The sequence below is a fragment of the Brevibacterium sp. CSND-B09 genome, assembly GCF_052906525.1.
Genome location: NZ_JBREGI010000001.1, coordinates 2,989,825 through 3,012,373, shown reverse-complemented (window position 1 = coordinate 3,012,373; position 22,549 = coordinate 2,989,825). Strand labels below are relative to the sequence as shown.

Here is a 22,549-nt window from a genome sequence, read left to right as displayed (position 1 = left end):
TGGTTCGCCCAGCCGTTTCCGGGAGTCGGATGAGCAGCGGCCTGTAAGCTGATCGACCACACGACCTCACAGACAAAGCAGCGACCAAAAGGACACTGAATCCGATGACCGTCCCCAAGCCGATTGTGACCGCTCTGCTGTCTCTGTTCGGCGGCAGCGTTCTGACGATCCTCGCGATAGCCGCAGTCACGTTCTCCACTGAAGGCGGCGGATTCTCCGGTTCCGAGTGGCTTGTCGGACTCGGCTTTGCTGCTGCCGGCCTTGCGATGCTCTGTCCAGTGCTTCTTGCGGTACTGGCCGTGATGCACCGAATAGCTCGCAACCAGTCTTCGAACCCTCGTTAGTCCGATAAGCACGCCGGCGCTGTCGGCCGGTGGCGCTCAGCCCCGGTCGTCGGGGACCCGGCTCGATTCCTCCATGGGAACGACCACCTCGGTGTCGGGGGCCTGGTCCTTGAACACCCAGGTGCGGTAGGCGTAGAAGCGGAAGATCATCGCCAGTCCGATGCCGATGACATTCGTCGAGATGTTGTAGGTGAGCTGGTCGCGCATATCGAGCAGGTACCAGGTCACACCGAGCGGGATGACGGTGATGATCATGCCGACGAGGTTGACCGCGACGAACAGGACGATGCCGCGCATGTTCGAGTTCGTGGTCCGGTCGCCGTAGGTCCAGAGCTTATTGCCCATCCACACGACGATCATCGACAGAATAGTCGAGATGATCTTCGACTTGATCGGACTGCCCTCGAGGAGGGCGGGGATCGGACCGAACCCGTAGGCCAGAAGGTTCGACAGGCCGACGTCGACGATATAGCCGAGCCCGCCGACGGTGAGGAACTTGAAGGCTTCCACCGCCAGGCGCCGGAGACGGTCCGAGAATGACTCTTTCATAACTGCACTCAGTCTATGGCCCGATGTTTCGGACTCGCTGGATGCGGTGCTGGGCGAGCCAGAGGACGAACGCGAAGGTGACGGCGAGCGCCGGCCAGAACGTGTACCGGAAATGGTTCGCCGGCACGATCGGGAAGTACCCGAAGATGTAGCACAGCGCCGAGGTGGCCAGGACCGTGATCTCGGGCCAGAAGGACCGCGGCCGGTGGGCAGACGCGTTCAGTTCGCGACGGGTGCGGCAGTGCGATCGGTACCCGAGACCGAGCAGCAGAACGGCGACGAGGGCCCAGAACCAGGGCTTGAAGAGCATCGGGAAAGTTCCCAGCGCGAAGTCCTCGACATATGGTCGGACGATGTAGTCAGCCTTTGCGCTCCCTGCGGGCAAGCGTGCCTTCTGCGCATCACCATCCCAGTCGGCCTCCCAGTATTCGAGCTTCGAGGTGAAGAAGTAGGAGGAGTAGACCGATATCCGATATTCGATGTAGCTGACCGGATGAGTGACGACTTCGTTCAACCACAGCGACTTCAGCTCATCCTGGTAGGCAATGGGACTGAATGCCTTCCCAGTCGTGCCTCTGCCGTAGCAGTTCCAGTAGGCGTCCCAGATCTCGCCTCTCTTCAGGCATTTGTCGCGCGCAGAACTGATGTGGTCTTTGAGCGCTCTGGGTGCGTCAGACGACTGAAGTCGAGATTCCGGCACGGAGAACATCACGTCGTCGAGGAAGATCTGTGAGATCTGGCCGGTCTTCGTCACTCCCTTCTGCGAGTCGATGACCGCGTCGGTGACTTTGACGCCTCCGCCGATGAGTCCGAGCACGATCAGCGACGAAACCGCCGTCAGCAGAAAAGGGCGTCCTTTCTTCGCGGAGTCTGCTGTCGGCTCTGAAGTCTCCGGTGACGCGGTGCCTGCAGACGTGGCAGAGTCTCCAGGTCGCCCTCGACGATGGCGCCACAGATGCACCAGGCACCACCCGCCGTACACGGCGATCGGGACGACCGCGAACACCGCATTCTTGCGCACCCCCACCGCGTAGACGAGGAGGGCCAGCGCCGGAAGCCACAGCAGCCATGTCTTCGGGACCAAGCGGGTGATCATGATGAGGACGACGGCGAGCAGGATGGCCACGGCCATCTGCGAATCCTTCCACAGCGTCGTCATCTGGGAGACGACCCAGGGAGTGACCATGATGGTCGGACCCAAGAGCGACACCCACCTCGGCGCCCCAGATCGGTGGACGAACACCCCGATCCCCCACGCGGCCGCGGCGAGCAGGCCGACCTGCAGCAGGAGCAGACTGCCCGGGTCTCCGGTGATGTCGATGAGAATTCTCCACACCGCGCTCATCACCGGCGCATGCCAATCGGAGTACGGGATCTTTCCGGTTGCCTGCAAGTACTGATTGGCGATATCGACGTTGACCCGGCCGGGCCAGAACAGGCGCAGGAAGATAAACGACCATGCGACGGTGAAGAGAGCAAGCAGCAGGTCCCATGCCAGCGGGGACGTCAGCCACCTGCGAATAGCAGAACGACTCATGAAGCGAAGCGTGCCCGCACCTGCCGGTTCGGCTTCATCCGTGCTGCGTCGGCAAAGATCTCTGCCTCCGGGGCTGAAAACTCTCGGTCCGCGGGAGCAGTCTGCTGCGGCGTCTGACGCTGCGTGACGGGTCGACCGGTCACCGCGGGCAAGCTGAGATAGACCAGGCGGGAAGTCTCGCGGCGAGCCCTGCGCAGACCGTCCAGGGTCAGTCCGACGCTGCCGAGCAGGAACGCCAGCCCCATGAGCGCGGTGGCAAGAATCGCAGTCGGGAACCTCGGCACGAGCCCGGTCTGCCAGAACTCCCACACCACGGGCAGACCGAAGACCAGCGACAGGGCGGCGAGCACGACCGTCAGCGTGCCGTAGAACAGGCGGGGTCGTTCGTGGCGGACGAGAGCCGAGATGAGCCCGAGGATGCGGAACCCGTCCTTGAAGGTCGAGAGTTTCGACTCGCTTCCGTCGGGTCGGTCACGGAAGTCGACGGCCACCTCGGTGGTGGGAAGGCGCAGCGACATCGTGTGCACGGTCAGCTCGGTCTCGATCTCGAACCGGCGGCTGATCGCGGGGAACGACTTGACGAAACGGCGGGAGAAGACGCGGTAGCCCGAGAGCATATCGGACACCTGCGAACCGAAGAGCCACCCGGTCAGCCGGTTGAACATCTTGTTCCCGGCTTCGTGGCCGGGACGGTAGGACGTGGTCTCCTGATTGTCCTGGCGAACACCGAGCACGTGGTCGTAAGGGCCGGAGATCAGGGTGTCGATCATCTCGGGCAGGTGGGCCGCCTCGTAGGTATCGTCGCCGTCGATCATCACGTAGACATCGGCATCGATGTCGGCGAAGGCGCGGCGGACGACATTGCCCTTGCCGGGGACGTTCTCCTTGCGCACGATGGCACCGGCTTCGGCAGCGCGCTGCGAGGTGCGATCGCTCGAGCAGTTGTCATAGACGTAGACCGTGATGCCCGGGACGGCGGCCTTGAGGTCGCCGACGACCTTGGCGACGGTGATCTCCTCGTTGTGGCAGGGAACGATCGCCGCGATCCTGCTCGATTCTTCGTACATTCACCGGTCCCGTCGTGGAGCTCGTCCGCCCGCCGGGTACACCGGACAAGCGAACCTGTCGATCAACCACAGCTACGCCCCGGACATGGACATCGGGTTACGTCGGAGGAAAATGCTGCTGGATTCTGCCCCGACTTCGACCGCCGTTCACCGTCTCGTCATCTCTGCCGCCGAGGCGGTCGGGATCAGTTGACACCGAAGAGAGCAACAACACCCTTCCACGCCGCAGTGAGTTCTTCGTCACGATGAGCCGCCAATGCGTCCTTTTATGACATCTCATGACGCCGCCGAGGCGATTCCTTGTCATCCTGAATCGTCGGCCCTACTGGACCGTAGACCGGCCCATCCCCAAATCTCTGCCGTCCACCACCGTGCGCGGCATTCGTCAACCACACGAGGAGGCGCCTGTGATCGAACTGCGCGCACTGCGGAAGGTGTTCGGAGAGACCGTCGCCTTGGAGGAGATCGACCTCTCGGTCCCCGCCGGAGAGATCCACGGCATCGTCGGCCGCTCCGGCGCCGGCAAGTCCACGCTCATCCGCTGCCTGACGGGGCTCGAGTCCCCCACCTCCGGGACAGTGTCGATCAACGGCGTCGACCTCACTAACCAGTCCGGTGCCGGACTGCGCGAGGCCCGTCGCAGCATCGGCATGGTCTTCCAGCACGTCAACCTCCTCGACTCGAGCACCGCGCTGAAGAACGTCGCCCACCCGCTCAAGATCGCCGGAGTGCCGAAGGCCGAACGCCTGGCCAAGGCCCGGGAGCTCCTCGAATTCGTCGGCCTCGGCGACCGCGTCGACAACTATCCGGCTCAGCTCTCGGGAGGACAGAAGCAGCGCGTCGGCATCGCCCGAGCACTGGCCGCAGAGCCGAAGGTGCTGCTGTGCGATGAGCCCACCTCGGCGCTGGATTCGACGACGACGGATCAGATCCTCGGCCTCATCCGCTCGCTGCGCGACCGTCTGGGCATCACCGTCCTCATCATCACCCACGAGATGTCCGTCATCCGCGAGATCTGCGACTCCGTGACGCTGCTCGCCGACGGGCGCGTGGCCAAGACCGGGAAACTCGCCGAGGTCATCGCCGAGCCCGGTTCGGTCCTGGCCAAGGATCTCGTCCCTCTGCCTCCGGTCAGCCTCGACGACGGGGCGAGCCGCCTCGTCGAGGTGTCCCTGGCCGGCACCGATCTGCCCACCGTGCTCACCGCCGCACGGAATGCCGGAGCGAGCGCCGAGGCGATCCTCGCCGGAGCCGTGGAGACGATCGAAGGCCGCCAGGTAGGTCGGCTGCGCTTCTCCGTCGACTCGGCCGAACAGGCGAAAGAGCTGATCAACGCCCTGAAAGCCGATGGAATCTATGCGGAGGAGGCTGCCTGATGAACGATCCCACATGGTTCGACAACCCGGCGATCACCGATCAGATGTGGCCGGCCACCATCGAGACTCTGCTCATGACGGCCTGGTCGACCGGACTCGCCGTCCTCTTCGGACTGCCTTTGGGCATCTGGCTGTTCACCGCGTCGAAGGGCGGGCTGAACTCGAACCCGGTCGTCTACCGGGTGCTGTCCTTCATCGTCGACATCACGCGCTCGATCCCCTTCATCATTCTCATCATCGCCCTCATCCCCTTCGCCCGATTCGTCGTCGGCTCGGCGCTGGGCTGGCAGGCGACCGTGGTCTCGCTGACGATCGGCGCGATCCCCTTCTATGCCCGTCTGGTCGAGAACTCGCTGCGCGAGGTCTCCGAAGGCAAGATCGAAGCCGCACTGATGATGGGCGCCTCGAACGGCCAGGTCATCCGCCAGGTCTACGTTCCCGAGGCTCTGCCCGGTCTCATCGGAGCAGCCACGGTCACCTCGGTGACGCTGGTGTCCTATACCGCGATGGCCGGTGCCGTGGGCGGCGGCGGCCTGGGTGCGCTGGCGATCTCCTACGGCTATCAGCGCTACCAGGCGGACACGATGATCGCCTGCATCATCGTTCTCGTCCTCGTCGTCACGATCATCCAGTTCATCGGCGATCGGCTGGCCCGCACGGTCGACCACCGGTGAACCGCCTCGGCGGCGTCGATCACGTCCGGCGCGGCGACGGAACTCCGAGTTAAGTGTGCTCAGATTGTCCGAATCGGCGACGAAACCGGCAATCTGCGCACATTTGACGGCCACCACTGCTCATCCCTTTGCACAACACACAGAACACATCAAGGAGAATCATGAAGACCAAGCTCATTGCGATCGCGGCCAGCGCGACTCTGCTGCTCTCGGGCTGCGGACTCGTCGGCGGCGGCACGGATTCCGTCGGCGAGAAGGACGGCGACATCACGAAGCTCACCGTGGGTGCGACCCCGGTGCCGCAGGGCGACATCCTGCGCTACGTGGATGAGAACCTCGCCGAGGATGCCGGCCTCGACATCGAGGTCACCGAGTACACGGACTACACGCTGCCGAACAAGGCGCTCAACGACGGCGACATCGACGCGAACTACTTCCAGCACAAGCCGTACCTCGACTCCGAAGTCGAAGGCCAGGGCTACGAGATCACCGGCTTCGAGCCGATCAACCTCGAGCCCTTCGCGCTGTTCTCGAAGGACATCAAGGACGTCAAGGACATCCCGAAGAACGCCAAGATCGGCATCAACAACGATCCGTCGAACCAGGGTCGCGCGCTGAAGATGCTCGAAGACGCGAAGCTCATCACCCTCAAGGACGGCGTGGACGCGGTCGACGCGAAGCTCTCCGACGTCGAGGACAACCCGAAGAACGTGAAGTTCGTCGAGGCCGACGCCGCGCAGCTGGCTCGCACCCTCGAAGACGTCGATGCTTCGGTCATCAACGGCAACAACGCCCTGGAAGCCGGTCTGAGCCCGGCCAAGGACGGCATCCTGCTGGAGAAGGCCGAGGACAACCCATACGGCAACTTCCTCGCCGTGCGTACGGAGAACAAGGACGACGAGAACATCAAGAAGCTCGACGAGCTGCTCCACTCCCCCGAGGTGAAGAAGTTCATCGAGAAGAAGTGGGCCGACGGCTCCGTCCTCCCCTCCTTCTGAATTACTACCTGACGGCGGCTCAGCAACCTCGCGCGAGGTTGCTGAGCCGCCGTCAGGTAGTTCTGGGCGGGAAAGAGTGTCTGCGGACCGACGTTCCCCTCACCTCAGCAGATCGTGAAGGGCACGGGCAGCGGCACCGAGAGCAGCCTCCGCGGCGGGCTGAACCGAAGCGGGATTGCTCGATTCGCTGAGCACGACGATGGCGATCGCCTGACCGTCGGCGTGGTCGACGACACCGATCTCGTGCCTGAGATGGAGCAAGGTGCCCGTCTTCGACGACCACCGAGCCGAATCGGACATCAGGTCGGGCGCAAGTCGGTGGCGAACGACGTTCCCGGACATCAGCTCCCGCAGCCGGGCGGCGACGCCGAGGTCGAGCCTCGCGGGGCGCCAGACCTCGGCGAGAAGGCCCATCAGCCCGCGAGCCGTGGCGGAGTTGGCGCGGGAGACGTCGAGCTGCCATATCCGATGCCCGTCGCCCTGGGACGATCGAATCTGTGCGAGGTCGTAGGCCAGGTGCGCTTCGGCTCTGTCGAGGCTCTCCAACGGTGTCATCGTCAGCGCATCGAGCCGGTGGCGGATATCGATGGTCCGCAGCCCGAGAGCATCGAGATCCCTTTGCACCTCGGCTGCAGGAACAAGGTCAAGCAGTGCATCGGCAGCAGTGTTGTCGCTGAAGCACACGGCCAAGGTGAGCAGATCCTCGACCGCGATCCGCGCCGGATGCCGAAAGCGTGCAGCACTTGTCGGACTCGCAGATTCGGCAACGGCCGGTTCGATTCGGACCTGCTCGTCGGCGGCAAGGTCCCCCGCCACAATCCGATTGAGCACTGCCACTGCAATCGGCACTTTGACCAGCGACGCCAGCGGCAGCGCTCCGTCGGGCGCGAGCGCAACCTCGGCGTTCGTATCGAGATCACGGGCGATGATTCTGGCGCTCAGACCCGCCTGTTCAAGCTCTGCTCCGGCCGCCCTGATGACTCTCTTCCGTTCGATCATGGCGCTTCACCCCTCGACCGCGTGGTCCGCGGAACGGGCGCCGAGGCGGCACCGCTGGACAGCGATCGTCGCCTTCCCGACCTCGAAGGCCGCCTGTTCGCCTCGGAGGCGACCGATCCGCCGAGGCAATCAGCGACCTCCTCGGTGAAGTCGGCAAGCAGCATTATGTCCTCGTCCGCGGCGGCCGCCAATTCATAGCCCCGAGAAATCGTCGGGTCGATGAGCGGTGCCCAGGGAAGATCCAATTCTGCGGCCTCGGCCTCGCTGCACAGCAGCAGATCACCGTCACTGAGCACCGCCGCGACCGCGTCAGGGTCTGAGGTGTCCACAATGACTTGGTAGGGAAGCAGACCAGCGGTCTCGGCGGACCGTCGGACCCGGTCGCGAATGTGCGGAACGTTGTCCTCGCTCATCACTCGCAGGCGTCGACCTGCAAGTTCGAGATCATCGCCGGGGACCCGCGCCCGAGATCTCCGCAGGTCTGCGATCCGCACCGGAGCCGTCAGCGGAGAGCGATGAGCACACCCCAACGCGACAATCCAAGTGCCTTCGTCTGCGGGAACGGTCTGCACCGAAGCGCGCACTCGTCTCCCGGCGAGATCGTCGGACCGCCTTCCCGGCGGACTCGAGCGGAAGTCGACCCGAAGCCCCCGGTCCTTCATCGATGCCGCCAGCACCGCAAGATTTCGTGTCGAGCAGGAAGTCGGGACTGCCAGAGAGATGGGCCGCAACTTTGCCCGGTCTGCACCGATGAGCAGCTCGTCTGCCAGTTCGACCAGCCGCGTTGCCGGGACCAGCATGTCGCGACCGAACGGTGTGAGACTCACTCCCCGTCCGGTCCGTTCGAGGAGCCGCGCACCGAGCTGCTTCTCAAGCCCTGCGATGCGCCGACTGGCCACCGGCTGCGGGATTCCGTCGGCGGCAGCACCAAGTGACATACTGCCGAGTTCGCTGACAGCGGTGAATGTCCGACAGGCGTCTACCAGGTCCATGACCTCATGGTATGCGCTATCGATATGAGAACGAGGGTTTCAGTCTTCGACCGCATGGCAGCAGTGGAGAAAGATGTTCAACAGCGAGCATCGCAAGCACATCGAACCCGAGACAGTGCTCGGCCCGCCGATCCACCTGAAGTCGACTCCCGTCGGGGAGAGAACGGAACGAATCGATGAACGCCCGTATCCTGCAGTGCGTCGCTGCGTCGACACTGGCAGCCATGGCATTGGCCGGCTGCACTCCGAGTGAGGCTCAGCCGGACCGGTCCAATACACAGACCGAAACCTCAAACAGCCCGACTGACAACAACGACCACCAGCGACTCGAAGAGCAGCTTACGAACCTCGAAGACCGCTACGACGCGAGAGTCGGAGTCAGCGCGCTCGATACCGAGTCCGGCGAATCAGTTGACCACCGTGCAGACGAGCGCTTCGGCTTCGCTTCCTCGCTCAAGGTCTTCGCCGTCGCCGAACTCCTCGATCTCACGACGCCGAAAGAGCTTGAGAAGAACGTGACCTGGACTCAGGCCGATGTCGATGAGGCCGGATGGACACCGGTGACGGAGAAGCACGTCGACGACGGGCTGCCACTGGAAGATGTGGCCGAGAGCGCGCTGAGGGTCAGCGACAACCTGGCGATGAACATTGTGCTTGATGAGCTCGGCGGTCCCGAGGCTCTCGACGATGCCCTGGAGAAGGCCGGAGACACGACCACCGAGGTCACAGACGAAGAGCCGGAGCTCAACGACGTCGAAGAGGGCAGCACGGACAACACCACCACCCCGGCCGCATTCACCGCCGGTCTGCAGGGACTCCTCGCCCCGGACCGACTCTCGGACGATGATCGCAGGGTGCTTCTCGACTGGATGTCGGCAAATGAGACGGGCGATCCTCTCATCCGCGCCGGCGCTCCCGAAGGCTGGGTGGTCAGAGACAAATCGGGACACTCGGACGCCATTCAGAACGACATCGCAGTGGTGACACCTCCTGATCGCGAACCCATCGTCATCTCCGTGATGACAGAAACCGACGACCCCGAATCTGAGGACGGACCGGCCCTGGTCGCCGCCGTCGCCGAGGCGGTCCTCGCCGAATTCGAGTGACTCCGCCCCGCTCGAATTACTATCCGACGGCGGCGCAGATACCTCGCGCGAGGTATCTGAGCCGCCGTCGGGTTGTTTGGACGCACGGCAGCTCACCTCCCTTTCGAGGTCCCCGCACCCGGACCATTGAGTCAATGACACAATGCGAACAGGGACACGCCACTCAAGGAGGAGCACATGACACGCATCGGATTCATCGGAGTCGGAGAGATCGCCTCGGCGATGGTCGCAGGTCTTGCCGACAGCGAGGCGAAAGCCGACCTCCAGATCTTCCTCTCCCCACGCAATGCCGACCGTGCAGCGAAACTCGCTGAGTCCATCGAGTCTGCTACGGTCTGTCAGAGCAATCAGGACGTCGTCGACCGCAGCGACCTCATCGTGCTCGCGGTCCTGCCGCAGCAGACCGACGCAGTCCTGGACGATCTCGACATCCCGGCAGAGAAGACCCTGGTCAGCGCCGTCGCTGGAGTTTCGACGCCCACGCTCGGGACCCATCTTCCGCATTCCCCGACGATCGTGCGCGTCATCCCCCTGCCGGCTGTCCTCGAGCGCAAGGGAGTGACCGCAGTGTACCCGGCCAATGACGCGGTCGAAGAGCTGCTGAGCCACCTCGGCGGATCGGTGACCGCAGCCGATGAGACGATGTTCTCCACGCTCTCGGCCGTGACCGCGACGATGTCGGCGCACTTCGCGTTCTTGCAGACGATCACGGCATGGCTCGTCAACCGCGGCTGGGACCAGGCGGATGCCGATCACTTCATCCGCGGTCAGTTCGTCGGTCTCGGCACCACTCTCGCCCAGACCACCGACCCCATCGACGACCTGGTCGCAGCTCACGAAACCCCGGGCGGCCTAAACGAAATGCTCAACAACGAGTGGATGAACGAGGCCAACCGCCACTCTCTGGCGATGAATCTCGACGCCGTATTCGACCGCGTCACAGGAAACGCCGGAGACTGACCTGACCGTTCAAAGTGCCTGCCCGACCACTGTTTGAGAGATCGCCCGTACGCTTCCGAAGGTCGCTAGGATCACCAGCATGACCGAGTCTCTCACCTTCGCAGATTCCATCCACATCGACGCCGACCCCATGACGGTCTACAGGACTGTTGCGGACGTGACTCGGACTGGAGAGTGGTCGCCGATCTGCCGAGAGTGCTGGTGGGACGAAGGCGATGGTCCACGAGTAGGAGCTTGGTTCACCGGTCGCAACGTCACCCCTGACCGTGAGTGGCAGACTCGCAGTCGTGTAGTCGTCGCCGACCATGGGCGGGCTTTCGGATGGAACGTGGGACCCGGCCGAGTCAACTGGACCTACAGTATGCAGGATGCGGATGGAGGCACACTGCTCACCGAATCATGGGAGTTCCTGCCGGAGGGGCAGGAGTTCTTCGCAGAGAAGTACGGTGCACGGGCATCCGAGGAGATCGCCGCACGGACGGCGTCTGCGCAGACCGGCATTCCCGAGACTCTCGCAGCGATCAAGCAGGTCGTCGAAGCACGCTAGGGCAGAGGCAGACGGAGCAACCACAGAACTGGCTGCCCGCCCCGACTGACCCCTATTGCTACCCGGCGGCGGCTGAGCAACCTGGCGCCAGGTTGCTGAGCCGCCGTCGGGTAGTAATTAGCTCTTAGAAGAGGCCGGTGATGTTGCCATCCTCGGTGACGTCGATCTTCAGCGCTGAGGGTTCGCGCGGCAGGCCCGGCATCGTCATGATGTCGCCGGCGATGACGACGATGAACCCGGCTCCGGCCGACAGCCGCACATCCTTGATCTCGATGACGTGGTCGGTCGGCGCCCCACGCAGGCTCGCGTCCGTCGACAGCGAGTACTGCGTCTTCGCGATGCACACGGGCGCATCGGCGTAGCCTTCATCGGTGAACTGACGCAGCTTCCGCTTCACCTTGGCCGGCAAGTCGACATCTTTGGCCTGGTAGATCCGCTGCGCGATCGTGCGGATCTTGTCCTCCAGCGGTGCCCCGAGCTCGTACGAATACCTCGCCGAGGCGGCCGGATCCTCCGGCGCCCCGCTCGCAGCCTCGACGACCGCCTCCGCCAGAGCCAAAGCGCCCTTGCCGCCGTCGGCCCAGTGCGTGGACTCCACGGCCGCAACTCCAAGACCATCCAAATGCTTGATCGCCGCAGCCATCTCCTCGTCGGTGTCCGTGGGGAACCGGTTGAAGCACACGACCGGGGTCAGTCCGTAGATCTCACGCAGGTTCCGACAGTGCAGCTCGAGATTGCTCATACCCTCCAAAACTGCCGCCACATCGGGAGAGTTGACGTCGGCCACGTCGACTCCCCCGTGGTACTTCAGGGCCCGCAGAGTCGCGACGACGACCACGGCGGAGGGCCAGATCCCGGCGGTGCGGCACTTGATGTCGAGGAACTTCTCGGCTCCGAGGTCGGCACCGAAACCGGCCTCCGTGACCACCCAGTCCCCCAGCGCCAGCCCGGCCTTGGTAGCCAAGAGACTGTTGCAGCCGTGGGCGATGTTCGCGAACGGTCCGCCGTGGATGAACGCCGGCGAATGTTCCAGGGACTGCACGAGGTTCGGCGCCAGTGCGTTGCGCAGCAGCGCGGTCATCGCGCCCGCCGCCCCGATGTCCGCAACGGTGATCGGCTCCCGCCCCCTACTGTGGGCGAGCACGATCCGTCCCAGCCGTTCCTTGAGATCAGCAAGCGAGGTGGACAGGCAGAACACCGCCATGACCTCGCTGGCGACGACGATGTCGAAGGCATCCTCGCGGGGCACTCCCCCGTTGAGCCCGCCGAGTCCGACGACGACTCCGCGCAGGGCGCGGTCATTGAGGTCGACGACACGGCGGAGGTGGATACGCCGCGGGTCGACGTCGAGCTCGTTTCCGAAATGGATGTGGTTGTCGAGCATCGTCGCGGCAAGGTTGTTCGCCGCAGCGATGGCCGCGAAGTCGCCGGTGAAGTGGAGGTTGATGTCCTCCATCGGCACGACTTGCGCGTATCCGCCTCCGGCCGCCCCGCCCTTCATTCCGAAGACCGGGCCCATGCTCGGCTCCCGCAGCGCCAGCACGGCCTTGCCGACCTCGGGTTTCGACCGCGCGAGTTCGTTGAGTCCGTCGGCCAGGCCGATGCTCGTCGTGGTCTTTCCTTCCCCTGCCGGGGTCGGGCTCATGGCGGTGACGAGGATGAGCCTGCCGTCTGTGGCGTTCTCGGCCGCCCGATCGAGGATGTCGATCGGCACCTTCGCCTTCGTCCATCCGTGGGGAATGATGTCCTTCGCGTCGAGACCCAGCCCAGCGGCGATATCGACGATGGGATCGAGCTCGGCGCTGAGCGCAATATCCATATCTGTGGTCATAAGGCCATCATGCCCGTTCTGCGAGATTTTGTGACCATCACCGACCCGAGAATTCGCGCAATGTGCACTGAGTTCCGCCCACCGCAACATCGAACTCGCCGAGGCGGCCGACCGCCGCGTAACCAACTGAGCACTTCGCGATGTTCCCATTGAGCAAATCGCGGAACTCCCACTGAGCGTTTGGCGAGCCCACACCAAGGCGGCTGACCGCTCACCCCGCATACTCCGAGCACTCCGGGCACCGAGTCATGAGGTCGTGCCGGCAATGGCGAACATGGAGGAGAAACCTCTCAGCTGAGTCCAGCGCGGTCCGCTGCGCTCGAATCGCCGACAAGCGAGCCGCAATTACCGAGGCACGCCCCGCCTCACCGCGATGCAGGATCGCCCTGATCTTGGCAAGGCTCATGCCCACGCTCTGACACGACAGCACAATCCGACACCGGCTCAGATGCTCATCCGAATACTCACGGTGCCCGGCCGCAGTGCGGTCCGGCACGACGACGCCTTCGTCCTCCCAGTGCCTGAGCACATGCGCGGCCGTTCCCAGCTGCGCTGCCGCATCCCCGATCTTCATGACTCCATGATGACACCTTGACTTCAGGTTGACCTGAAGTTCTACCGTCGATCCATGAAGACACCGACCGATCGCAGCCCCGCCCTCCGCATATCCACCGACCGCATCACCTTGAGCGACGGCGCCGAGGTGGCCACCACGACCCTCGAACCGACCTCCCACGACAACGTCCAGGACCGCCTCGGCGAGGTCATCATCTGCCACGGAACCCCGTGGTCAGCACGGATGTGGCTGCCGCTTGCCCGCGAGCTCGCCCAGACGAACCGCGTCCGCCTCTGGGACATGCCCGGCTACGGCGACTCGATTCCCGCCACATCCGGCGATTCCATCCCCGATCCCTCCGAAACGTCGGCACAGCCGACAGGCCACTCCCCCGCCGAGGCGTCCCCCGCCGTTGATCTCATCACCCAGCGTCGTCGACTGGCCGAGCTCATCGACTGTTGGAACGTCTCGAATCCCCATGTCATCGCCCATGACATCGGCGGTGCTGTCGCGCTCGGCGCGCACCTGCTCGAGGGCTGCGATTTCGCGTCGCTGTATCTGCTCGACGTCGTCACTCTCGACCCGTGGGGTTCACCGTTCTTCCGCCTCGTCGCGGAGAACGAAAAGGTCTTCGCAGCCCTCCCTCCTCGACTTCATCGTGCACTGGCCCGCGAATACATTTCCGGGGCGGCAGCCCCGACGACCGACGAATCTCCGTCGGGCGACGACCGCTCGAGTCTCAGCGAGGAATGGATCGCCGCACTCAGCGAACCCTGGTGCACCAAAGCCGGTCAAGCTGCCTTCTACCGGCAGATCGCCGCGCTGCGCCCCAAGCACACGGCGCCCATCGTCGACCGCCTCGGCGAGGTGCGCTGCCCGGTTCGCATCGGATGGGGTGAGGACGATCCGTGGATTCCGGCCGACCAAGCCGATCGCCTCGCCGAAGCGCTGCCCGGAAACCCGCACATGACCCGTTTTCCGCGCTCGGGCCACCTTGTGCCGCTCGAGGCACCGCACGATCTGCTCGTCGATGTGACCGCTTGGCTCGACGTGTGAGAGTCGTGTGCGCGAAGATGGCGGTATGCGCGCATTCGACGAGCTCGTCACCGAGGCACAATCCGCCGATGTCATCGGGTGGGGGTTCGGCTGGCTCGATGGGCGCGCCACCGAGGAGCGACCGCCCTGGGGTTACGCAAGTCTTCTTACCAGGAGACTGTCGACGGCAACGGCGGCCCTCGATATCGATACCGGCGGCGGCGAGGTCATCGACGAGGCACCGGTGCTGCCGCCGCGCATGGCGGTGACCGAGTCGTACCGCCCCAATATCGCTGTGGCCCGGCACCGGCTCGGTCCGCGTGGCGTCGATGTCGTCGAAGCCGACCCGCACAGGCTGCCTTTCGCCAACGGCAGCTTCGACCTTGTCACCTCCCGACATCCTGTGAGCCCCGCCTGGTCGGAGATCTCCCGGGTGCTCGTCCCCGGCGGCACCTATCTCGCCCAGCACGTCGGTCCGGCCTCGGCGTTCGAGCTCATCGAGTTCTTCCTCGGACCGTTGCCGGAAAATCGCCGCGCACGGCACCCGCAGACCGAATCCGACGCCGCCGAGGCGGCCGGACTCACGGTCGAAACGCTGCGCACCGCGCGCTGCCGCATGGAGTTCTTCGACGTCGGTGCGATCGTGTGGATCCTGCGCAAATGTCCATGGTGGGTGCCCGACTTCGCAGTCTCCGATTACCTTCCGCAACTGCGTGAACTCGATGCCCGGATGCGTAGGGGTGAACCCTTCGTTGCCCATTCGACGCGGCACCTCATCATCGCGTCAAAGCGTTGAGGCAATTCATCGCGACAGAACGCTGAGACACCACGCCACCCGATCACATCGTCGAAGCGCTACCTACCCGGAACCGATCCGGAACATCGCCGGCACCCGTAGCGAGGTCGGCGGCAAATTCGCCGAGCAGCGGCGCGAATTTCGCCCCGTGCCCCGAACAGGCCGAGACGATGACGAGACCGTCGACCTCGTCGATGACGAAATCCTCGTTCGGAGTGTTAGTGAACAGACACGTCGTCTCCGCATACGGTTCCGGAATAAGTCCCGGCAGGTTCCGCTTCGCATAATCGATCATCCGAGCCCGCATCTCCTCGGTAATCTGTCCGTCCTGGTCAAGGGCCGAACCGATCACCTTCCCACCGTTGAACTGCGCGAACTTCTGTCCCGCGAAACCGGCGTCCCGCCCGCCGGGCAGTCCGTAGGTAAACATCTCCCCGGATTTGTGGATGAACGTCGGCCACAGTGTGCTCGGCCGCCCGTCAGCACCGGCATCGCGGTAGGGCATGTGAAACGCCTGTTCCTGCCGCACTTCGAAAGTCGGCAGCGCCTCAAGGAACGCTGGCGGAAAACCAAGAACGCCGAGGAGGTCGGGCAACCACCCGCCCGCCGCGACGATGACGCGGTCACCTTCGACAACGTCCCCCGTCGCCGAGGTGACACTGAAGCCGCCCTCGTATCGTCGGGCCACCTCGGTGACCGTCCAATCTGTGAGAATCCGGGCACGCCCGGTGTCCACTGCACGGTCGAGCATGGTCGTCACCGTGGTCACGGCGTCGATGACGCCGGCGTCGGGGTGCCACAGCACGTCGGTGTCGAAGGCGAACTGCGGCCACCGTTCTGCGGCACTCTCAGGGTCGAGGACCTCGTACTCAACGCCGACTTCATCGAAGATTTCGGCGAGCAGATCGGTGTGCCGGGCGTCGCCGAAGTCGAGCGCTCCCGTGCGAGTGATCAGCTCAGTTCCCGATTTCGCTTCGAGGTCGTCCCACAGCTCACGCGCACGCACGACGAGCTCGGTGTAGAGGCGATCCGGATAGGCGTAGCGGAAGATGCGGGCCGAACCATGGGAGCTGCCACGGTCGTTGGCCGGGGTATGCCGTTCGAGCACAGTGACGTCCTCGCCGCGCGCGGTCAGTGAGCATGCGGCCGCGGCACCGGCCAACCCGGCTCCGATGACGATGTGGTGGGTCAAAGCTGTTCTCCTCAAGAGGTGGTTGGGTATTTGGTCTCTCGCGCGGGTGCGTCACACCTGGATCCGGCTGCGTCTGTTGCCTGCGACAACGACGAATGCTGCGGCGACAGCGACGACGGTGATCGCACCCCAGATTCCCACAACTGCCCAGGAGGCGCCGGCGATGACCAGCAATGGAGCGAAGGTCACTGCGGTGACTTCTACCGGGATGACCGGGAGGTATGCCAGAGAGAAGTCCTCAAGGGTGCGAGAGTTGAGTTTCGGATCAACGATGCGCAACAGTGCGATGCCTGTGGCGACCGCCCCTGTCGCCCAGCCCCAGGTGAAGAGCTGCCGTTCGAACCACCCTTCTTCCATCACTCGCGGGGCGACCCACAGGCCCAGGAACAGGCACAGGGCCAGACCGACGACGAAGAGAATGAGAAGTGAGAGCCATTGGTCGACGACGAAGCTCGGCACTACTGAGGCGATACCGCACACCATGAGGACGTCAGTCGCAGATCCGGAGATGGAACTCTGGGTGTCCTTGTCGATGAACTTCGTCGTCGACGTCGCGGACAGCAGCGCCCGGAGCACGAGGCCGACGAGGAACGCGATTGAGAACAGCGGGAATGCCACAGAAGGGATGAGTTCGCCGAGGATGACGTTGATTCCGTAGGCGCCCGCGGACACCCCGGCGACGATTCCGGCTTGGAACGTCAACGATTCGATGGCACTGCCGGAGAATTTGTGCGTACCGATCGCAGGCTGCTCGACGTTGTCGTCGAGGATTCCGGTCCGCAACTCGGCGGGCACCTTGTCAAGGCCGGAGAACTCACGCGCGTATCCCTTCACCGCACCATACTTCGCCTGGATGATACCGCCGACGACTCCGACGAGCAGACCGACTGTGGCTGCGGTGAATGCGAGGGACTGCACGGCAGGGTCGCCGGAATCGGCGAATACCGTACCGATCGCCGCCGCTGAACCGAAGCCACCGGCCCAGCCGGCGAACAGCAGCAGCCCGACATGATCAGGCGCCCCGAACAGTGGACCGAGGACAAGCAGAACCAGCCCCATGCCGATGGCCGTTTGCGCGGCGTAGATGAGGACACCATAGCTCGCGAAACCCGCGACCGATCGCCCGATCTTGAGGATGTTGAAGTCGCTGGTCATGGCCAGGCAGGCGAAGACCAGGACGATGAGCAGGGAGGTGTATTCGCCGAGCTGGTCCGAAAACGGCAGCCAGCCGAGAACATTGGGACCGAGCACCAGACCGAGCACACCGGCAATGACTCCGGCAGGAATCATCATCGTTTGGATCGCCGAAATCTTAGCTCGCAGAATCGTGCCGATGACGAGCAGGCCGCCGATGAGTCCGGCATCGACGAGCAGCGCTGAGGGGCTGAATTCCGTGGGTTCCATGAGAGCAGTCTCCTGTGAAAGCGGTTCGTGGATGAGAGGGCTGATTAAGAAGTCAGGGCGTAAGGTCGTTTTCTGCCGCCCATCTGCCGAGCACTTCGGTCAGCGGGTCCAGCAGTTTCAACGGGTCTCCAGGTGCGGTGCGAATCGTCAGCGGATAGGTGTGCCGTGCCTCGGCGAGGGAGGCGAACGCGACACCGCTCCACGATTGGACGGCAACCGATTCCGGCACGAGGCTGATGCCCGCCCCGGCGGCGACCAGCCCGAGGATAGCCTGCTCGTTCGACACATGTGCGACCGTGCGCATCGTTCGTCCGTGCTCAATGAAGATGCTGGCGACGAGGTCGAATGCGACGGGAGCAGAGGAACGGTGGAACAACACGACCGTCTCTTCGCTGATCTCGCCGACATGGACTTCGCCGCGGTCGGCCAATCGATGGCCATTTGGAAATGCCACGCACAGCTTCTCCCGGAACGCGATCTTCTCATCGGTCCGGTGACTGCCGAACTCCCTCACCAGGCAGGCATCGATGTCCCCGTTGTCGACGGCCAGCGTGAGGTCGGAGCTGCTGCCGTCGGAGACGACGATTGAGTGGTCGGCGAGGGCTGCGAGCACTCCGGCGATGATGGCTGGGAAGGCCGAGCTGACTCCACCGAGGCGGATCCGCTGGGTTTTCGTCCCGTCCCGCATATCTGCTGCAAGCTGTGGAAGCGAATCGGCACGGCGTCGCAGCTCGAGCACTTCGGGATAGAGCCCGCGAGCCGCGGCAGTGGGGATGACTTCACGCGGCCTCCTCTCGAAGAGTTTCTCGCCCAAGTGCCGCTCCAATGAGGCAACAGACTGGCTGACCGGCGACTGTGCCATGTGTAAGGACTTCGCGGCTTTCGTGAAGCTGCCTTCGGAGTACACAGCGAGGAAACAGCGCAACTGCTTGAGGCTGACTTCGCTCATCGCCGTGCTCCCGGACGACGCGTGACACAAGCAACTGTGGTTGTGTTCATGACAGCCGAGTCTATGAATTCGATCCGATCAAAACAAGATGTAAATCAGATCAATTTACGAGATAGCTAGACGACAATCATCTAGCAACTAGGCCCTCTGCGAAGATGAACTACGCCAGTCTCCCCTTCCAGTTCCTACTTCAACTTGAGGTCGGTCACGCAGGTGGGCCCATCGCTTCTCGTGGAGAAATCGGTCGTACCGGTCTTGCCCTCGGCGTTGACCTCGATGGTACCGGTGATGCCGGACGGCACCCAGAAGCCGACGAACCCGTTATCGAAGGTCGTCGTCGACTCATCCACCACTGCTTCGCCCGTCTCTGAGTCTGTGATCACCACATCGACGTCCTTCTCGCTCAACTCGCCCCGACAGGTCGTGAGGCTGTGGTAGAAGCAGTCGTGCGTCTCATCGACGAAAGGAGCGATGGAGACGTAGCTCTTCCCCTCCGGCAGTGCCATCGTCGCCTCTTGCTGTCCATCGGTGAGAACAAGTTCGTCAGGCTGCACCGAGGCCATGAGGTCGGTGGGCCTCTCGTCGACAGGCAGGCGATCGAGTTGATCGATGACTCCTGTGACGTCCTCGTCGGCCAGATCGAGGTCAGCTAGCAGCGTTTCAGCCGAACCCGACTGCACTGTTGCAGACTCTCCTGATTCTGTGGATGCTTCGCTTCCCGTTCCAGAAGCAGAACACCCGGTCAGGGCAAGAACGAAGGCCGCAGCCCCCAACACGAATTGTGTCGTCTTCATATATATCCCCATGTCACTACGGATGCAGAGCACGTATGCCGTCTTGGCAATCATACCCATAAGGGGTATAGGGTGACCGTGGCGGGTCCACGAGATGGGATGCCCTGAAAGGTTCCCATCTGCCGCCGAGCGAATCCGACGCGACCGTCTCACCGAACCAGGAGACCACTGATGAAGAAGCTCAATCCAGCCGCCCGCCTCACTGCGGTCACCGCAGCACTCGGACTGGCTCTGGCAGGCTGCTCAACTGCGAATGACGAGGGCCGCGGATCGGGCAGAGAAGACCCCCACGGCAGCCACGAGTCCGCCTCGAGCGAAACTGGCGGCTCCGAACACGACGACATGGACCACAGCGAATCCGGACACGGATCAGGTGGGCACGAAGGGCACGCCGCCGATGGCGGCGACCCGCCGAAGGGAATCACGAAGGCCGCCGACCCGAAGTTCGATGTCGGCGACACAGTTGTCCTCTCCGCCGACCACATGCCGGGAATGAAGGGCGCCGAGGCAACAGTCTCCGGCGCCTTCGACACCACGACCTACTCAATCAGCTACACGCCGACCGACGGCGGCGACCCGGTCAAGGATCACAAATGGGTCGTCCACGAAGAGCTCAAGGACCCGGGCAAGGCACCGCTGAAGAAGGGCGACAAGGCCACCGTCAACGCCGATCATATGCCCGGAATGAAGGGTGCCGAGGCGACGATCGACTCAGCGACGGACGAGACCGTCTACATGGTCGATGTCAAGACCGATGAGATGGAGATGACGAACCACAAATGGGTCGTCGAAAGCGAGATGAAACCCGCGAAGTAACGGAGTGGTTCACCAGGTCCGACCAAATCGTGCGAGGCAGTGCCAAAGCTTCTTGCTCTGCTGCCCGTCGAGGTCCCACACCCGTCTGGCACGTGCGACATGAATGGGGAGCAACTGGGTTGAGTTCGCCAGCCTCTCGACGATCCGCTGCGCGAGCTCGACCACATCCTGGCCCCGATATTCCGGGTGCGCCGCAATTTCGGCAACCTCGGCGACATAGCCGGGGTGAGTCTCGACAACGAGGCCGCAGCGGCCGGCTCTCTCCACGACCGCATGATCGGCGAAGCTTGGATCGACCACCAATGCTTCAACATCATCGGGCATCTTCACCCCTCCGTGGATATGGGCCTCGATGTAGTGATCGAGACGGTCGACGATGCCGCATCCCTGGGCAGCAGCCTGGTCGGCAGCCCGCTCGTCACGACGATAGTCGGCAATGAGCCTCATCCGGTCAGCAACCCCGAAGAGCTCCGGCTCAAAGGTGCTGTCCGGGTAAGCGAACGTCGCTCGCGCAAGGACCTCCGGACGGAGACGCAGGTAGGCCGACCCGAACCGCGGTGCCGGCCCAAAGGGGTCGCCGTCGAGGTCAAGTGCCCCATAGACCGGTCGGTGGTGCACCTCCACATTGTCATAGGCTCCACCGAAGATTCTCTGCTCCCAGAGCCACCGGTCGCCGCCGGGGAAGGCCGTCAGACCGCCATTGCTCGTGCCTGTGGCGAACTGGGAAAGATACTGTCCCAGCTCGAGAATCGACTCGAGCACCCCAGCCTCAGAGGCGTCATCACCGGGATGGAAATGCAGTGCCACCCGCGCCCCGACCGGCAGCTCGTGCCCTGGCGCGGAACGTGCTCGGACCCAGTGAAGTGCTGTTGCGGCTGGGTCCGATTGCGTCATCGTTCTTGGTTCGGCAACATCCCCGCGGCCTCGACAGCGCTGCGGACGATCTCCTCAAGACCGAACTCGGCCTTCCAGCTGAGCAGGGCGGAGATCCGGGTGACGTCGGCGACCAGCGCCGGCGGGTCACCGGCGCGACGCTCGCCGATTTCGGGGACGATGTCACGGCCGGTCACCTCGGCGATGGTGTCGATGACTTCCTTCACCGAGGCGCCGGTCCCGGTGCCGACGTTGAACACGGTCTCCGTGGTGCCGCCGGCCTTCATGTAGTCGAGGGCGGCGATATGCGCCTCGGCGAGGTCCTTGACGTGAACGTAATCGCGGATGCACGTGCCGTCAGGGGTGTCGTAGTCGTCGCCGAAGATGATCGGCGCCTTACCGTCCTTCAGCCGCTCGAGCACGATCGGGATGAGGTTCATGACGGCGGTGTCGGCGAGTTCGCTCCAGCCGGCACCGGCGACGTTGAAGTAGCGCAGCTTCACGGCGTTGAATGTAGTGCCCCGCATCTGCGAGGCGGTGATCTGGTTGTCGATCATCCACTCGCCGATGAGCTTCGTCTGGCCGTACGGGTTGATGGGGCGGCAGTCGAGATCCTCAGGCACCATGTCGACATCGGGCATGCCGTAGGTCGCGGCCGAGGAGGAGAAGACGAGCGATTCGATGCCGGTCGCCTCGACGGCGGCGAGGATGTTCGTCAGTGCCCCGATGTTCTGCCGGTAGTACATGACCGGCTCCTCGACGGATTCGCCGACCTGCTTCTTCGCCGCGAAGTGGATGATCGAGTCGACGCCGTGTTCCTTGATCGCGGACACCAGGCGCTCCTCGGCATCGGCCGCAGCCAGATCGAGATCGACCACGGGCAGGCCCTCGACGCGAGCGTCGATGCCGGTGGAGAAGTCGTCGACGACGAGCACATCGTCTCCGCGTTCGGTGAGCAGCCGCACCACGTGCGAACCGATGTAACCTGCCCCTCCGGTCACCAGAACTGCCATTGACCGCGTCCTCCTTCGTCTCGTCGACACGTCGGTATCAGAATACGCGTTCAGGGGTCCGAGATCAGATTCGGCCTGAATGCGCGGTGGGGAAAGCGTCGGAATTCGCCGTCGCCCTGGCCATGCGGGAGAAGCCCCTGC

23 protein-coding genes are annotated in these 22,549 nt (G+C 63.8%); 10 read left to right on the top strand and 13 right to left on the bottom strand.

Going from position 1 to position 22,549, the window contains the following annotated elements; translation table 11 throughout:
• Positions 1–104: 104 nt before the first annotated feature.
• The gene (locus ACU4IU_RS13495; RefSeq protein WP_446657018.1) at positions 105–344 is read left to right on the top strand and encodes a hypothetical protein; all 240 of its coding nucleotides are present in this window, start codon (positions 105–107) and stop codon (positions 342–344) included.
• Between the two features lie 36 nt (positions 345–380).
• Here ACU4IU_RS13495 and ACU4IU_RS13490 read toward each other — a convergent pair whose 3' ends face one another.
• Genes ACU4IU_RS13490 through ACU4IU_RS13480 form a run of 3 tightly spaced genes read right to left on the bottom strand, consistent with a single transcriptional unit; the run spans position 381 to position 3,497 of the window.
• Positions 381–893, bottom strand: a complete 513-nt coding sequence (locus tag ACU4IU_RS13490; protein WP_101543404.1) for a GtrA family protein — start codon at positions 891–893, stop codon at positions 381–383.
• A gap of 13 nt (positions 894–906) precedes the next feature.
• A complete protein-coding gene (locus tag ACU4IU_RS13485; RefSeq protein WP_446657017.1) occupies positions 907–2,430 on the bottom strand; it encodes a hypothetical protein in 1,524 nt (507 codons plus the stop codon).
• Entirely contained in the window at positions 2,427–3,497 is a 1,071-nt protein-coding gene (locus tag ACU4IU_RS13480) for a glycosyltransferase (protein ID WP_446657016.1), read from the bottom strand. The genes ACU4IU_RS13485 and ACU4IU_RS13480 overlap by 4 nt, the downstream gene beginning before the upstream one ends.
• Before the next feature lie 407 nt (positions 3,498–3,904).
• Here ACU4IU_RS13480 and ACU4IU_RS13475 point away from each other — a divergent pair, with 407 nt between their 5' ends.
• From ACU4IU_RS13475 to ACU4IU_RS13465, 3 genes are all read left to right on the top strand, one after another.
• The gene (locus ACU4IU_RS13475) at positions 3,905–4,873 is read left to right on the top strand and encodes a methionine ABC transporter ATP-binding protein (protein WP_376906718.1); all 969 of its coding nucleotides are present in this window, start codon (positions 3,905–3,907) and stop codon (positions 4,871–4,873) included.
• Positions 4,873–5,547, top strand: a complete 675-nt coding sequence (locus ACU4IU_RS13470; protein ID WP_139468372.1) for a methionine ABC transporter permease — start codon at positions 4,873–4,875, stop codon at positions 5,545–5,547. Before ACU4IU_RS13475 ends, ACU4IU_RS13470 begins: the two co-directional genes overlap by 1 nt.
• A 161-nt stretch (positions 5,548–5,708) precedes the next feature.
• Positions 5,709–6,545, top strand: a complete 837-nt coding sequence (locus tag ACU4IU_RS13465) for a MetQ/NlpA family ABC transporter substrate-binding protein (protein ID WP_139468371.1) — start codon at positions 5,709–5,711, stop codon at positions 6,543–6,545.
• A gap of 99 nt (positions 6,546–6,644) precedes the next feature.
• Here ACU4IU_RS13465 and ACU4IU_RS13460 read toward each other — a convergent pair whose 3' ends face one another.
• Positions 6,645–7,544: a serine hydrolase gene (locus ACU4IU_RS13460; RefSeq protein WP_172170716.1), complete on the bottom strand. Its 900-nt coding sequence runs from the start codon at positions 7,542–7,544 to the stop codon at positions 6,645–6,647.
• A complete protein-coding gene (locus tag ACU4IU_RS13455; protein WP_172170714.1) occupies positions 7,541–8,536 on the bottom strand; it encodes a LysR family transcriptional regulator in 996 nt (331 codons plus the stop codon). The genes ACU4IU_RS13460 and ACU4IU_RS13455 overlap by 4 nt, the downstream gene beginning before the upstream one ends.
• A 176-nt stretch (positions 8,537–8,712) precedes the next feature.
• On the opposite strand from ACU4IU_RS13455, the gene bla reads away from it, so the two are divergent.
• From bla to ACU4IU_RS13440, 3 genes are all read left to right on the top strand, one after another.
• Positions 8,713–9,642: a class A beta-lactamase gene (gene bla, locus ACU4IU_RS13450; protein WP_172170712.1), complete on the top strand. Its 930-nt coding sequence runs from the start codon at positions 8,713–8,715 to the stop codon at positions 9,640–9,642.
• Positions 9,643–9,819: 177 nt separating this feature from the next.
• On the top strand, positions 9,820–10,602 hold the full coding sequence (locus ACU4IU_RS13445) for an NAD(P)-binding domain-containing protein (RefSeq protein ID WP_446657015.1): 783 nt from the start codon (positions 9,820–9,822) through the stop codon (positions 10,600–10,602).
• A 79-nt stretch (positions 10,603–10,681) separates the two neighbouring features.
• Positions 10,682–11,149 (top strand): SRPBCC family protein, encoded by a 468-nt coding sequence (locus ACU4IU_RS13440; RefSeq protein ID WP_172170708.1) that lies wholly within the window; start codon positions 10,682–10,684, stop codon positions 11,147–11,149.
• Positions 11,150–11,273: 124 nt separating this feature from the next.
• Here the strand turns inward: ACU4IU_RS13440 and ACU4IU_RS13435 are convergent, their stop codons facing one another.
• Both ACU4IU_RS13435 and ACU4IU_RS13430 read right to left on the bottom strand, forming a co-directional pair.
• Positions 11,274–12,980 carry a formate--tetrahydrofolate ligase gene (locus ACU4IU_RS13435; protein ID WP_172170706.1) on the bottom strand — a complete coding sequence of 569 codons (1,707 nt, stop codon included), beginning with the start codon at positions 12,978–12,980 and terminating at the stop codon, positions 11,274–11,276.
• A gap of 211 nt (positions 12,981–13,191) precedes the next feature.
• Positions 13,192–13,554 (bottom strand): MerR family transcriptional regulator, encoded by a 363-nt coding sequence (locus ACU4IU_RS13430; protein WP_446657014.1) that lies wholly within the window; start codon positions 13,552–13,554, stop codon positions 13,192–13,194.
• 54 nt (positions 13,555–13,608) lie between these two features.
• On the opposite strand from ACU4IU_RS13430, the gene ACU4IU_RS13425 reads away from it, so the two are divergent.
• Positions 13,609–14,592, top strand: a complete 984-nt coding sequence (locus ACU4IU_RS13425) for an alpha/beta fold hydrolase (RefSeq protein WP_446657013.1) — start codon at positions 13,609–13,611, stop codon at positions 14,590–14,592.
• 25 nt (positions 14,593–14,617) lie between these two features.
• Complete coding sequence (locus ACU4IU_RS13420; protein ID WP_181272540.1) at positions 14,618–15,367, top strand: class I SAM-dependent methyltransferase; 750 nt, start codon at positions 14,618–14,620, stop codon at positions 15,365–15,367.
• Between the two features lie 43 nt (positions 15,368–15,410).
• On the opposite strand, the gene ACU4IU_RS13415 is transcribed toward ACU4IU_RS13420, so the two are convergent.
• The 4 genes from ACU4IU_RS13415 to ACU4IU_RS13400 form a co-directional block, all read right to left on the bottom strand.
• The gene (locus tag ACU4IU_RS13415; RefSeq protein ID WP_446657012.1) at positions 15,411–16,559 is read right to left on the bottom strand and encodes an FAD-dependent oxidoreductase; all 1,149 of its coding nucleotides are present in this window, start codon (positions 16,557–16,559) and stop codon (positions 15,411–15,413) included.
• A 51-nt stretch (positions 16,560–16,610) separates the two neighbouring features.
• Positions 16,611–17,963: a sodium/glutamate symporter gene (locus ACU4IU_RS13410; protein WP_181272542.1), complete on the bottom strand. Its 1,353-nt coding sequence runs from the start codon at positions 17,961–17,963 to the stop codon at positions 16,611–16,613.
• Between the two features lie 52 nt (positions 17,964–18,015).
• A complete protein-coding gene (locus ACU4IU_RS13405; RefSeq protein ID WP_446657011.1) occupies positions 18,016–18,912 on the bottom strand; it encodes a LysR family transcriptional regulator in 897 nt (298 codons plus the stop codon).
• 185 nt (positions 18,913–19,097) lie between these two features.
• On the bottom strand, positions 19,098–19,706 hold the full coding sequence (locus ACU4IU_RS13400) for a CueP family metal-binding protein (RefSeq protein WP_181272552.1): 609 nt from the start codon (positions 19,704–19,706) through the stop codon (positions 19,098–19,100).
• Positions 19,707–19,877: 171 nt separating this feature from the next.
• Here ACU4IU_RS13400 and ACU4IU_RS13395 point away from each other — a divergent pair, with 171 nt between their 5' ends.
• Positions 19,878–20,522, top strand: a complete 645-nt coding sequence (locus ACU4IU_RS13395; RefSeq protein WP_259357589.1) for a YdhK family protein — start codon at positions 19,878–19,880, stop codon at positions 20,520–20,522.
• A gap of 9 nt (positions 20,523–20,531) precedes the next feature.
• On the opposite strand, the gene ACU4IU_RS13390 is transcribed toward ACU4IU_RS13395, so the two are convergent.
• Together ACU4IU_RS13390 and galE are read right to left on the bottom strand one after the other, a co-directional pair.
• The gene (locus ACU4IU_RS13390; RefSeq protein ID WP_259357588.1) at positions 20,532–21,416 is read right to left on the bottom strand and encodes a DUF3626 domain-containing protein; all 885 of its coding nucleotides are present in this window, start codon (positions 21,414–21,416) and stop codon (positions 20,532–20,534) included.
• Complete coding sequence (galE, locus tag ACU4IU_RS13385; protein ID WP_376905705.1) at positions 21,413–22,408, bottom strand: UDP-glucose 4-epimerase GalE; 996 nt, start codon at positions 22,406–22,408, stop codon at positions 21,413–21,415. The genes ACU4IU_RS13390 and galE overlap by 4 nt, the downstream gene beginning before the upstream one ends.
• Positions 22,409–22,549 lie beyond the last annotated feature (141 nt).